This window comes from Sanguibacter sp. 25GB23B1 (assembly GCF_040012415.1).
GTDB lineage: Bacteria > Actinomycetota > Actinomycetes > Actinomycetales > Cellulomonadaceae > Sanguibacter.
This window is the reverse complement of sequence record NZ_JBDYKL010000010.1, coordinates 65,415-78,381: the sequence shown is the minus strand read 5'-3', so window position 1 is coordinate 78,381 and position 12,967 is coordinate 65,415. Positions and strand designations below refer to the sequence as shown.

The following is a 12,967-nucleotide window of genomic DNA, read 5'->3' as shown; positions in this document are numbered from 1 at the left end:
GGCCCCCGCCCCGGCCCTACGATGGTCCCCATGGCAGCCACGATGCGGGATGTTGCCGCGCTGGCCGGGGTGTCGATCAAGACGGTCTCCCGCGTGGTCAACCTCGAGCCGCACACCCGACCCGAGGTCGTCCGGCGTGTGCGGTCCGCCATCGCCGAGCTCGAGTGGGTCCCCAACGGCGCCGCCCGCACCCTGCGCACCGGCCGCACCGGCGTCATCGCCGTCGGCGTCCCCCAGCTGCGCCGACCGTACCTCTCCATGCTCACCGAGGCAGTCGTCTCCGAGGTCTACCGCCGCGGCCTCCAGGCCGCCGTCGAACCCACCCATCACCGCGACGAGCGCCTCACCACCCTGCTCGACGCCCGCGGTCGCGTCTTCGACGGGATCATCCTCATCGGCGCCGTCCCACCCGACCTCGTCGCCACCCTCCGGCCCACCGATGCCGTCGTGCTCCTCCACCACCAGTCGACCGACCGTGTCGACTCCGTGGACGCCGACGCCGTCGAGGCGGCCTCCCTCGTCGCGCGCCACCTCGTCGTCATGGGCCGCTCCCGCCCCGCACTCATCGGCGTCGACCGGACCACCGACGGCCCGCGAGCCGTGGCCGAGGCGCTCGCGGCGGCCGGCATCGTAGGCGATGCCCCGCGCGTCGACCACGTCGCCGGTCGCGCCGAGGGCGCGCGCGCAGCACGCGAGCTGCTCGACCGCGCACCGGGCACCGACGCGCTGCTCTGCGGCAGCGACGAGCTCGCCCTCGGCGCGCTCGCCGAGCTGGCCCGCTCCGGCGTGGCCGTGCCCGACCAGGTCGCGATCGTCGGCTTCGACAACCTCGACGACGCCTCGTTCTCCACCCCGTCCCTGACGACCGTCGACCCCGGCGCGGCCCGCCTCGCACGGTCCGCCGTCGACCTCCTCGTCGACCGCCTCGCCGGCACCGGGGGCGACGCGGCGCGCCGGATCATCTCGCCCGTGGAGCTCGTGCGCCGCGAGTCCACGCTCGGTCCGGGGCTCCGATGAGGCGTCCCACCCTCGCCGACGTCGCGGCGGTCGCGGGCGTCTCGGCGAAGAGCGTCTCGAACGTGCTGCTCGAGCGACCGGGTGTGTCTGCGGCCACGCGGGAGCGGGTCCAGGCGGCGGTCGCCCAGGTCGGGTACGTGCCCAACCCCGCAGGGCGCGGGCTCGTCTCAGGGCGCACCGGCCGGATCGCCATCGTGGTCCCGATGCTCTACCAGCCGTACTTCTCCGAGATGGCCGAGCGGATGATCCTCGCCCTCGAGGCGGAAGGGCTGACCACCACCCTGCGGATCGCGCCCGACGCGACCGCCGAGCGCAACGCGGTGCTCGGCGTGACGACGCCCGACGTCGACGGCGTGATCATCTGCCCGCACGACTTCGTCTCCTCGATGATCGAGGGCGTCGAGCTCACGCGGCCCGTCGTCCTGCTCGGCGGCGCCCCGGTCGAGCAGCTCGACTGCGTGATCATGGGGGAGTACGAGGGCGCGTATGCGGCAGCCCGGCACCTCCTCGAGTCCGGCCGGCGGCGTATCGCGCTCCTGTGGAACTCGCCGGACGGCGTCGAGCCGTCGGGCGACCGGTACGACGGGTATCGGCAGGCCATCAGCGAGTTCGGCATCGACCTGGACCCGTCCCTCTTCGCGTCCGGCTCGGACTGGGACCGGCGGGTGTCGGGCTACGAGGCGATGGTCAGCCTGCTGCGGTCGGGAGCACGCTTCGACGCGGCGCTGTGCGTCAACGACGCCATCGCCGTCGGCGCGCTGCGTGCTCTGCGCAGCCACGCGCGCAACGTCCCGGAGGACGTCGCGGTGACGGGCTTCGACGCGACCGACGAGGGCGAGTTCACCACCCCGGCGCTCACGTCGGTGAGCCCGCGCAAGCCGGAGATGGTCGAGCGCGCCGTGGCGATGCTCGTCGAGCGGCTCGCCGGGTACGACGGGCCGGGCCGGCACGTGCGGACCGGGGCGGACCTCGTCGTCCGTGCGTCCTCCGCGCCCCGGCATGGTCGCGCTCTCACCCGATAACGCTCTCGGAACGCCCGCCGATTCTCTTCTTGTCCTGCTGTTGACAACGCTGAACCAATGGGTCCAGACTCCACTCAGCCACTTCAACGACGAAGGACACGACGTGACAGCTCTCGAGACCCGCAGCGTGCTTGCGACCCCCGCACACCCCGTCGGCGACGTCGCCGCGCACCGCCCCCTCGACCTGCGCGCGGTCCGCCTCACCACCGGCGCGCTGGCCGACTGGCAGACGCTCAACGCCTCCGCGACCATCCCGCACTGCATCACGAACCTCGAGACCTCCGGCGTCATCGACAACCTCCGACGCGTCATCGGCGAGTCCGGTGCCGCGTACCGCGGCTTCGTCTTCGCCGACTCCGACCTCTACAAGGTCGTCGAGGCCGTCGCCTGGGAGATCGCCCGCACCGGCACCACCGAGCACGACGCCTGGCTCGACGACGTCATCGGCCTCGTCGCCCGCGTCCAGGAGCCCAGCGGCTACGTCATGAGCTGGATCCAGGGGGTCCACCCCGAGAAGAAGTTCGCCGAGCTCGAGTGGACGCACGAGATGTACGTCCTCGGGCACATGGTCCAGGCCGCCGTCGCCCTCGACCGGGCCAACGGCCGCACCGACCTGCTCGACATCGCCCGCGCGTTCGTCGACCTCGTCGACCGTCGCTTCGGTCCCGGCCGCGACGCCGGGATCTGCGGCCACCCCGAGATCGAGACTGCCCTCGTCGAGCTCTACCGCCACACCGGCGAGCGCCGGTACCTCACGCTCGCCGAGCGGATGATCGACCTGCGCGGCGCCGGGCTCCTCCCCGTCGGCGGCCTCGGCGCCCGGTACTTCCAGGACCAGGCGCCGGTGCGCGAGTCCCGCGACGCCGTCGGGCACGCCGTGCGCCAGCTCTACCTCAACGCCGGCGTCACCGACGCCTACCTCGAGAACAGCGACCCGACGCTCCTGTCCGCGATGGACAGCCAGTGGGCCAGCGTCCACGAGCGCAAGATGTACCTCTCCGGCGCCTTCGGCTCGCGGCACCGTGACGAGGCCTTCGGCGACGACTACGAGCTGCCGAGCGAGCGCGCCTACGCCGAGACGTGCGCGACGATCGCCGACCTCCACTGGACCTGGCGGATGCTCCTCGCCGGCGGCACCGCCGGTGCGGCTCGCTACGCCGAGACCATCGAGCGCGAGGTCCACAACGCCCTCGCCGCCTCGATCGACGCGACGGGTACGAGGTTCTTCTACTCCAACCCGCTCCAGCAGCGCCCGGACCGCTACTCCGAGGAGAACGCCCCGCGCGAGCGCACCCCCTGGTACGCGTGCGCCTGCTGCCCGCCGAACATCGCCCGGACCGTCGCGCAGATGTCCGCGTACGTGGCGACGAGCACCACCGACACGCTCTGGCTCCACCAGTTCGCGGCCGCCGAGATCGACCTCCCGGCCCACCTCGGCGAGGGTGTGCTGCGGGTCGCGACCGCCTACCCGGCTGAGGGTGCCGTCGAGATCACGGTGCACGGACGCGTCGCCGCCGGCGCACGGCTCGCGGTCCGCGTGCCGAGCTGGTCGCCGGCGAGCACGGTGGCGGCGGCAGACGGCGCGGCCCCCGAGAGCGCGGGGGACGACGGCTATGCCCACGTCGACCTCGTCGCCGGTGCGACCTACCGCCTCGACCTCGACCTCACGCCCCGCTGGACCCGCGGTCACCACCGCGTCGACGCGGTGCGCGGATGCCTCGCTCTCGAGCGAGGTCCGGTCGTCTTCTGCATCGAGCAGGCGAGCCTGCCCGACGGCGCCGTCGTCGACGACCTCATGCTCGTCGCCGGTGCGCCCGTGGAGGTGAGCCCCCGCGAGCTGAGCGTGACGGTGACGAGCACGAGCTCCGACGACCTCTACGCGGCCTCGACCAGGCCCGCCGGCGAGGCCACGACCTTCACCGTCCCCGCCATCCCGTTCTCCACCTGGGGGAACGCCGGCCCCGGCGCCATGCGGGTTTGGCTCCCCACCCGCACCTGAGCGGTCACCGACCGCCCCGAGAATCCCGACCCAGCACTCCCTGTCCCAGCACAGCTCTGCCCAGATCGGCCTGCCCAGCCCTGTCCAGCCCTGCCCAACCCTGTCCAGCACTGCCCGGTTCTGCGCCCAGGCGCACGTCTCAAGGAGGAGACCCATGACCCAGCACACCCGAAGCGGTCGTCCGAGAAAGGCCGCCGGAGTGGTGGCGTTCGCCCTGTCGACGTCCCTGGTGCTCACAGCCTGCGGCGGCGGGAGCGACGCCGGCTCCGGCGACGGCAGAGAGGTGTCGATCCTCGTCGTCAAGCATCCGCTGACGAAGAAGATGACCGACATGGCGTGGGTCGCGGAGCTCGAGAAGAGCGCCGACGTGACGATCACGTGGGAAGAGGTCTCCGCCGACTGGGACCAGAAGAAGAACCCCATGCTCGCGGCCGGTGACGTCCCTGACCTCATCATCGGTGCCAACGGGATCACGGACTCGGACCTGGCGACGTTCGGAAGCCTCTTCGAGGACCTCAGCGACGACATGGACGCCCTGCCGAACGTGCAGGAGATGTTCGACGAGGTCGACGGCGCCGAGCTCATGGCCACGTCCCTCGACGGTCAGGTCTACTCGATCCCGTCGTACAAGAAGTTCTGGCCGCAGGCGATCACCCACCAGTACATCAACCAGCAGTGGCTCGACACGCTGGGTCTCGCCCAGCCGACGACGTGGGACGAGCTCTACGACGTCCTCGTCGCGTTCAAGGACGGTGACCCCAACGGCAACGGGCAGGCAGACGAGATCCCGCTCGACTTCGCCCCCGTGGGCACCACCGGCTTCGGGTACTTCCAGCCGACCGCGCTGCTCGGCAGCACGGGCCTGACCATCTCCGGCGGCGGTGGCGCGGGCATCGTCGTCGACGACGGCACGGTGGAGAACCTCTTCACGGACGAGCGCTACAAGGACATGGTCGCGTTCCTCCACCGCTGCTGGGAGGCCGGGCTCATCAGCGAGGAGGCCTTCACGCAGGACTACTCCACATACCAGTCGGTCGCCCGCGGCACGGGTGACGAGGCCCGCGTCGGCTTCTCGTGGGGATGGTCCGGCTCGGACCGCTTCGGTCCCGGCGTCTACGAGCAGTACTCCGCGACGGCACCGCTCCTCGCGGAGGCCGGCCAGAGCGACGACCCGTCGTGGTCCTACGACTACGAGAACCTCACGCGCAACCACATCACCATGTCCGCGAACGCGGAGAACAAGGACGCCACGCTCCGGGTCATCAACGAGTTCTACGGCACGGACACCTCGATGCAGGTGCTCTTCGGCGACATCCCCACGAACGTCGAGAAGGTCAGCGACACCGAGTTCACGGTCCTCCCGCCGGCGGACGCGAACCTCGACCCGTCGACGTGGAAGTGGACGTCGTCCCTCGCGGACAACGGTCCGATCTTCATCCGTGAGGACCTCACCGTCGAGCTCCCGAGCGACCTCGCCGAGGCGGTCGAGGACGCGATCCCGCTCCAGCCGGCCTTCGACGCCCTCGACGTCGACGCGAACGTGTGGCCCGGACCGTTCATCAAGATGTCCTCCGAGGACCTCAGCACCGTCGCGCTGAACAACACGGCCATCCTCGGTGTGGCCATGCCGAAGTTCGCGCAGTGGATCACCGCGGGCGGCGTCGAGGACGAGTGGGACGAGTACGTCGGCCAGCTCGAGTCCCTCGGCGTCACGCAGAACGACGAGATCCACCAGAAGTACTACGACACGTACATCGAGTCGAAGTAGGCCGCGCCATGGTCGTGGCACTCGAGATTCCCCCACCCAAGGCCAGCTCGACCACGCAGGCGGGCCGGCCGACGAAGGCCGGCCCGCGGCTCAAGCGGCACTTCTCCCGGCAGTGGCAGCTCTGGGTCATGCTGCTGCCCGCCATCGCGTTCACGGCGCTGTTCGCCTACGGACCGATGTACGGGATCCAGCTCGCGTTCCGCGAGTTCGACTTCGCGAAAGGGCTCACCGGCGGCGAATGGGTCGGGCTGAAGTACTTCGTCCAGTTCTTCGAGTCTCCGCAGTTCTGGACGCTCATGGGCAACACCCTGACGATCAGCCTCGCCACGCTCGTGTTCGGGTTCATCGCCCCGATCGGGCTCGCGATCCTCATCAACCAGGTGCTCCACACCCGGCGCAAGAGGTTCACGCAGACGGCCACATACCTGCCGCACTTCATCTCGATCGTCGTCATCGTCGGGATGCTGCAGGTGTTCCTCTCGCCGAGCACCGGGCTCATCACACGGTTCCTCGAGAACTTCGGGATCACCGGGGTCAACTTCCTCGGTGACACGGACACCTTCGTTCCGGTCTATGTCATCTCCGAGGTGTGGCAGCACTGCGGGTGGAACAGCATCATCTATCTCGCGGCCTTGGCGAGCGTCGACACCCAGCTCTACGAGGCGGCGAAGATCGACGGCGCGAGCCGCTTCCAGGTCATCCGCCACATCGACTTCCCGGCGCTCGTGCCGACCATGATGATCCTGCTCATCCTCAACATGGGCGGTGTGCTCAACACCGGGTTCGAGAAGGTGTTCCTCATGCAGAACACGCTCAACCTGCCGGTCTCCGAGGTCATCTCGACCTACGTCTACAAGATCGGCATCGTCGGCTCGCAGTTCAGCTACTCGACCGCGATCGGACTGTTCAACACCGCCATCAACTTCACGTTCCTCGTGATCACCAACGCGGTGGCCAAACGCGTGTCCAACACGAGCCTGTGGTGAGGGGAGCTCCCATGAAGATGTTCAGAAAGCTCAGGCACGCCACGCCGAGCGACGTCGCGTTCACCGCCGTCGTCTCGATCTCGCTCGCCGTCATCGTGTTCGTGACGCTCTATCCCATCTACTTCGTCATGATCGCGTCCATCAGCTCGCCCGCGCTCGTCCAGTCCGGAGCGGTGTCGTTCCTGCCGCAGGGGATCAACTGGTTCGGGTACGAGCAGATCCTCGCCGACGACCGCATCTGGAACGGCTACAAGAACACGATCGTCTACACGGTCCTCGGCACGGCCGTGAACATGGTCGTCACCATCCCGGCCGCGTATGCGCTCTCGCGTCGTGACTTCGCGGCGCGGCGCCCGCTCATGCTGTTCTTCGCCTTCACGATGTTCTTCAGCGGCGGGCTCATCCCCACCTACATGCTGTACCGGGACATCGGGCTGCTCAACAACATGTGGGTGTTCATCCTCCCGGGCGCCCTCAACGTGTACAACCTCATCATCGCGAGGGCGTTCTACGAGCACTCGCTGCCCCAGGAGCTCCACGAGGCGGCGACGCTCGACGGCGCGAACGACTTCCAGTTCTTCTTCAAGATGGCGATCCCGCTCTCGAAGGCCATCTTGTCCGTGATCATGCTGTACTACATCGTCCAGCACTGGAACGACTTCTTCACCGGTCTCATCTTCATCCGGGACTACGACAAGCAGCCGCTACAGATCGTGCTGCGCGACATCCTCATCTCGAACACCGCCTTCGCCGGTGGTGCGGGCGGCGCGGGTGGTACCGGCGGTGGCTATGGTCAGCAGTTCGCCGACCAGATCAAGTACGGCGTCATCGTCGTCTCCACGCTGCCGGTGATCATCTTGTACCCCTTCCTCCAGAAGTACTTCGAGAAGGGCGTCATGATCGGGTCGGTGAAGGGATGAACCGCGTCCTCGGGTGGCACACCCGCATCGGCGACGCAGGTTTCCGGCTGGCTCACCTCCAGCTCCTGTGGATCGCTCACACCCTCATGGGCGGCGTCGTCCTCGGCGCGTACCCCGCCACCGCGGCCGTGCTCTCGGTGCTGCGGCGCGACCACATGGAGGAGGCCGGGTGGGAGGGCGCGCGCGACCGCCCGTCGCTCTGGCGCGAGTTCCACGACGTGTGGCGTGCCGAGCTCGTCGGCGCCAACGTCATCGGCCTCGTCCTCACGGCCGGGTGGGCGGTGGTCCTCTACGACCACCGCCTGCTGCGGGCCGCCGGCTCCGGTGCGGTGGACCTCGCAGCTGCTCCCGTCCTCCAGTGGCTCTTGTGGATCCTCACGCTCGTGCTCCTCGTCGTGACCGCGACCGTGTTCGTGCTGCGCGCGCACTTCGCCGAGGGGCCGGTGGGAATCCTGCGGCGTAGCGTCGTCCTGACGATCGCCCGGCCGGTGCTCGCCCTCGTGTGCGCCGGGACCCTCGGCGTCACGCTCGGCCTCTACTACGTCCTTCCCGGGCTCGCGGTCGTCTTCGGCGTCGTGGCCCCGGCCTTCGCGGTCATGGCGTACGTCTGGCAGACCGGGGTGCTGCCCCGGCCGGCGGCGCCCGCGTCGGCCTCGTCGTCCGCCTCCGTGTCCTCGCCCGCACCCCAGCCCTCCAAGGAGCCCGCCCGTGCCTGACGCCTTTCTTCTCGACGACCACCGACTCGTCTGGCGGGGCAGCGGTGAGACCCTCGTCGTCGAACCGTGGGGCGCTGACTCGGTGCGCGTGCGCGCCGTGCTCGGCGGCCCGATCCTCGACTCCGACTGGGCTCTGCTCCCCCCGGACCCGGAAGCGGTCGGGGCCGCGCGGGCGGTGCTCGAGCCCCGGGCCGGGTCCGGGTCCGCGGAGGTCGCCTCGCTGACGAACGGCGCCCTCCGTGTCGTCGCCACCGCGGAGGAGTTCTACGACCACCAGGCCGGGTACTCCCGCTCACGCTGCCGGCTCGAGTTCTTCGACGCCGACGGCACGCTGCTGCTCGCGGAGGAGGAGCACGGCGGGGCGCTCAAGCTGCGTGCCCGCGACTACGACGCGCTGCCCGGTGGTACCTACCGCGCCCGGGCGTCGTTCGTCGCGGACCGCGCGGAGAAGCTCTACGGGATGGGCCAGTACCAGCAGGACATCCTCGACCTCAAGGGCTCGACGGTCGAGCTCGCGCACCGCAACTCGCAGGTGACCATCCCGTTCGTCCTGTCGAGCGCGGGCTACGGGTTCCTCTGGCACAACCCGGCGATCGGTCGGGCGACCTTCGCGACGAACCGCACGGAGTGGTTCGCCGAGTCGACCGCGCAGATCGACTACTGGATCACGGCCGGGGCGACGCCCGCGGACATCGCGCGGAACTACGCGCAGGCGACCGGTCACGCCCCGATGATGCCCGAGTACGGGCTCGGCTTCTGGCAGTGCAAGCTGCGCTACACGTCGCAGGAGGAGCTGCTCCAGGTGGCGCGTGAGCACACGCGTCGCGGGCTGCCGATGGACGTCATCGTCGCGGACTTCTTCCACTGGCCGCTCATGGGCGACTTCCGCTTCGAAGAGGAGTTCTGGCCGGACCCGGAGGCGATGGTCGCGGAGCTCACGAGCCTCGGGATCGAGCTCATGGTCTCGGTGTGGCCGCAGGTGTCGCTCGCGTCGGAGAACTTCGCCGAGCTCGATCGTCTGGGCTACCTCGTGCGGTCGAACCGGGGTGTGGACATCCAGATGTCCTTCGAGGGGCCGAGCCGCTTCCTCGACGTGACGAACCCGGCCGCCCGCGAGTGGCTGTGGGCCAAGCTCCGCGCGAACTACCCCGGCGTCAAGCTCTTCTGGCTCGACGAGGCCGAGCCGGAGTACTCCTTCTTCGAGTTCGGTGCGTACAGCTACTACGCGGGCCAGGCGCTCGAGGTCGGCAACGTCTATCCACAGATGTTCTCCCGGGCTGTGTACGACGGTCAGGTCGCGGACGGTCAGAGCGACCCGGTGAACCTCGTGCGCTGCGCCTGGGCCGGGTCGCAGCGGTACGGGGCGCTCGTGTGGTCGGGGGACATCCACTCGTCCTTCGCGTCCATGCGCCGCCAGGTGACCGCCGGCATCCACATGGGTGTGGCCGGCATCCCGTGGTTCACCACGGACATCGGAGGGTTCGGCGGCGGACGGGTGGACGACCCGGCGTTCCACGAGCTGCTCGTGCGCTGGTTCCAGATGGGGACCTTCATGCCGGTCATGCGCCTGCACGGCGACCGCGGCCCGCAGCACGAGGTCCGCGCGGTCGACGGGTCCCGGCGCTGTCCGTCCGGTGCAGGCAACGAGCTGTGGAGCTACGGCGACGAGGTCTACGAGGTGCTCTCGAGCTACGTCCACGTGCGGGAGGCGTTGCGGGAGTACACGCGCGGGCTGATGGCCTCGGCCCACACGGACGGCCAGCCGATCATGCGTGGGCTGTTCCACGACTTCCCCGAGGACGCGGCGGCGTGGGACGTGGCCGACCAGTTCTTGTACGGGCCGTCGCTGCTCGTCGCTCCGGTGCTGGAGGCGGGCGTGCGCTCGCGGCGGGTCTACCTCCCGGCCGGGTCGACGTGGACGTCGCTGGCCGACGGATCCGTGCACGACGGCGGTGCGTGGATCGAGGCCGACGCCCCGCTCGGGGTCATCCCGGTGTTCGCGCGGGACGGCGCGCTGCCTGACATTGTCGGGGCGCTCGGGAGTGCCCTCTGAGTCCATCAGTATCTACAAATAGACGCAATGCTATTCACGCCGATAGCATTGCGTCTATGCCCATGCTCTCTGTCGTAGAAGCCGCAGCCGCGATGCGCGTCAGCGTGACTCGCGTGCGCCAGATGATTGCGGCCGGGGATCTCGACGCGCAGCAGGTCGCTGGTCGGTGGGTCGTCGACTCAGGGTCGCTGCGTCGCAGCGCACCACGCGCAGGTCGACCGATGAGCGCACGGATCGCCTGGGGGCTCCTGGTCGGCCCCGATCGTCAGTCCGCCGAGTGGTTGCGGTCCGACGAGGCCTATCGGATCCGGAGGCGTGTGGATCAGCTCCGCAGTGCACCCGATGCGCTCGCGGTGCTGCGGTCGTGGTTGCCCAGCAGATCTGAGGTCCGTCACCTGCAGGCGCAGGATGTCCCAGGTCTCCTCGCGGACGAGCGAGCGGTCGTCTCCGGTGTGTCCGACCCGCGCTCAGGAGTGTCGGCAGCATCTTTCGCCGAGGTGTACGTCCACGCAGACGACGCAGAAGAGATCGTGCTCGACCACCTCTTGGTGCCGGTGGCACGAGCTCGCGCAAACGTCCGCCTTCATGTCGCCCCCATCGTTCCTCCGAGCCCTGTGCCTGAGCTTCTGGTGATCGCCGATCTGGCTGACGCAGACGGTCCGCGAGAAGAGAGCCGCGCCCGCGAGCTGTTGCGAGACTGGCTCGTGGAGCACCAGGGTCACGTCTCGTGACCGTCGCCATGCCTGCCATGACGACTGCGCAGACTGTCGGTTGGCACGCCCTGCTCGACCTGTACGACCGCAAGCCGACTGGGTGGACCCTCGTGGGCGGGCAGATGGTGCACCTGCACTGTGCGGAACGAGGAGCCAGCCCGACCAGACCTACTGATGACATCGACGCAGTGCTCGACGTTCGTGCTGAGCCACAGGTCCTGTGGAACGTCACCCAGGCGCTCGCCGGCCTCGGGTTCACGTCTGCGGGCGAGAGCTGGCAAGGTCACCAGCAGCGATGGGTGTGCGGAGACGCGGTGATCGACATTCTTATCCCGCGCCATCTCGGCGAGCGCGCGAGCTCGCGCCGTGGGGTCGGCGGTGGCACGACGCTCGAGACGCGAGCCGCCCAACAAGCGCTGGACCGGACCGACGACGTGGTGGTGGAGGTGGCGGGTCGCACGGGCACGGTGCGTCGCCCTTCCCTGCTGGGCAGCCTCGTGGCGAAGTCCGCAGCATTCACGATCCCACTCGACGCCGGCAGAGATCGCCACCTGGCGGACCTGGCCGTTCTCCTCACGCTCGTCACGCCCGCCGACCGCCTCCAGGAGGCAACGGCGCGGGACCTACGTTACCTCGACACGGCGCTCAGCACGCTAGCCCTGACCCCCAGAATCCTCGGATCGGTGCCAGGAGCAGACGACGGCCTCGCGCGTGCTCGACTAGCTCTGTCGCGAGCGAGCGGGCGCCCGTCGGGCGACCGGCCGACTCTGTCTGCGCAGTCACTGGGCGCCTTCGGTCGGCCTCCTGGTCAGAGCAGAGACGACCGTTAGCCCTCCCTCTGCGCAGATCGCGTGGCCAGGCGAGGATGGAAGGATCGAGGCGCACGTACTCACCCACGCATCAACGACGATGAGAGCGAGACGACCATGACCACCAGTGGAGGCTTCGGCCCCGGAGCAGTGTTCAACCCCAACCTCGTCCCGGCCGCCGATGACGATGTCGTCGGAGAGCCCGTGACCGAGCCAGAGGATGCCTCGGACGACGACGTTGCCGAGCAGGGCGCCGTCGCGGCTCAGATGGACGAGCCCGAGGTGGCAGAGGCGATCGAACGCCTGAAGCCGACGAACGACTGAACCAGCCCGCTTCACCGGTGGTCGCGGCCGGCACTTCCGAGAGGGACGGTCGCGACCACCGTGTGTACCGGGTGTCCCTGCTCGCCCGCGCCGAGCTCGGACTCGACGAGCTCGAGGGTGTCGACCGTCCACTCCGGCCCGCGGTAGACCGACAGAGCGTGCGCGACCGATGCGGCGTCGATCGCCGGTGATCGCGAGACCGTCAGGTGCGCGCGGTTCCGCTCACGGCGGTCGTCGAGCGTCGTGATCTCGCTGCGGACCTCGGCGAGCGCGTGCATCGACTCCGTGAGGGGCGCGGTCTCGCCGCCGACACCCACCCACAGCACCGTGCCGCGGAAGGTGCCGGCGCCCGAGAGGTGCACGGTGAACGGCTCGACGTCCGCCACGGCTGCCGCGACCTGGAGCTCGACGTCCGGTAGCGCGCCGTCGGGCACCGAACCGAAGAACGCGACCGTCAGGTGCCACGTCGAGCGTGGCGTCCACGGGGAACGGTGAGCGGCACGCGTCGCACGGGTGCCGCGAGAGCGTCGCCGGTCGTCACGCTCCGGTGCTGCAGGGATGTCGCCCAGCATGGTGAGCGCGTTCTCGAGGTGGTCGAGCACCGACTCGGGTGGTGTGATCGCGGCGAAGAGTCGCATGC

The 12,967-nt window shown here is 69.4% G+C and carries 12 protein-coding genes; 11 read left to right on the top strand and 1 reads right to left on the bottom strand.

The genetic code is table 11. The features are described from left to right. Positions 1 to 30 precede the first annotated feature (30 nt). From ABKW26_RS08180 to ABKW26_RS08130, 11 genes are all read left to right on the top strand, one after another. Positions 31 to 1,017, top strand: a complete 987-nt coding sequence (locus ABKW26_RS08180; protein ID WP_348592558.1) for a LacI family DNA-binding transcriptional regulator — start codon at positions 31 to 33, stop codon at positions 1,015 to 1,017. Continuing rightward, positions 1,014 to 2,039, top strand: coding sequence for a LacI family DNA-binding transcriptional regulator (locus ABKW26_RS08175; RefSeq protein WP_348592556.1), 1,026 nt, complete (start codon positions 1,014 to 1,016; stop codon positions 2,037 to 2,039). The genes ABKW26_RS08180 and ABKW26_RS08175 overlap by 4 nt, the downstream gene beginning before the upstream one ends. Positions 2,040 to 2,142: 103 nt before the next feature. Next, the gene (locus ABKW26_RS08170) at positions 2,143 to 4,038 is read left to right on the top strand and encodes a beta-L-arabinofuranosidase domain-containing protein (protein ID WP_348592554.1); all 1,896 of its coding nucleotides are present in this window, start codon (positions 2,143 to 2,145) and stop codon (positions 4,036 to 4,038) included. Between the two features lie 154 nt (positions 4,039 to 4,192). Beyond that, positions 4,193 to 5,806, top strand: coding sequence for an extracellular solute-binding protein (locus ABKW26_RS08165; RefSeq protein ID WP_348592552.1), 1,614 nt, complete (start codon positions 4,193 to 4,195; stop codon positions 5,804 to 5,806). Between the two features lie 8 nt (positions 5,807 to 5,814). Then, positions 5,815 to 6,792 carry an ABC transporter permease subunit gene (locus tag ABKW26_RS08160; protein ID WP_348592550.1) on the top strand — a complete coding sequence of 326 codons (978 nt, stop codon included), beginning with the start codon at positions 5,815 to 5,817 and terminating at the stop codon, positions 6,790 to 6,792. Positions 6,793 to 6,803: 11 nt separating this feature from the next. Next, on the top strand, positions 6,804 to 7,712 hold the full coding sequence (locus ABKW26_RS08155) for a carbohydrate ABC transporter permease (protein WP_348592548.1): 909 nt from the start codon (positions 6,804 to 6,806) through the stop codon (positions 7,710 to 7,712). After that, positions 7,709 to 8,428, top strand: coding sequence for a DUF624 domain-containing protein (locus ABKW26_RS08150; protein ID WP_348592546.1), 720 nt, complete (start codon positions 7,709 to 7,711; stop codon positions 8,426 to 8,428). Before ABKW26_RS08155 ends, ABKW26_RS08150 begins: the two co-directional genes overlap by 4 nt. Beyond that, complete coding sequence (locus ABKW26_RS08145; RefSeq protein ID WP_348592544.1) at positions 8,421 to 10,481, top strand: TIM-barrel domain-containing protein; 2,061 nt, start codon at positions 8,421 to 8,423, stop codon at positions 10,479 to 10,481. Before ABKW26_RS08150 ends, ABKW26_RS08145 begins: the two co-directional genes overlap by 8 nt. A gap of 113 nt (positions 10,482 to 10,594) precedes the next feature. Then, positions 10,595 to 11,212, top strand: a complete 618-nt coding sequence (locus ABKW26_RS08140; RefSeq protein WP_348592543.1) for a hypothetical protein — start codon at positions 10,595 to 10,597, stop codon at positions 11,210 to 11,212. Further along, positions 11,209 to 12,024 (top strand): hypothetical protein, encoded by an 816-nt coding sequence (locus ABKW26_RS08135; RefSeq protein WP_348592541.1) that lies wholly within the window; start codon positions 11,209 to 11,211, stop codon positions 12,022 to 12,024. The genes ABKW26_RS08140 and ABKW26_RS08135 overlap by 4 nt, the downstream gene beginning before the upstream one ends. Before the next feature lie 96 nt (positions 12,025 to 12,120). Further along, on the top strand, positions 12,121 to 12,327 hold the full coding sequence (locus ABKW26_RS08130; protein ID WP_348592539.1) for a hypothetical protein: 207 nt from the start codon (positions 12,121 to 12,123) through the stop codon (positions 12,325 to 12,327). 11 nt (positions 12,328 to 12,338) lie between these two features. Here ABKW26_RS08130 and thpR read toward each other — a convergent pair whose 3' ends face one another. Further along, positions 12,339 to 12,965 (bottom strand): RNA 2',3'-cyclic phosphodiesterase, encoded by a 627-nt coding sequence (thpR, locus tag ABKW26_RS08125; RefSeq protein ID WP_348592537.1) that lies wholly within the window; start codon positions 12,963 to 12,965, stop codon positions 12,339 to 12,341. Positions 12,966 to 12,967: the final 2 nt, after the last annotated feature.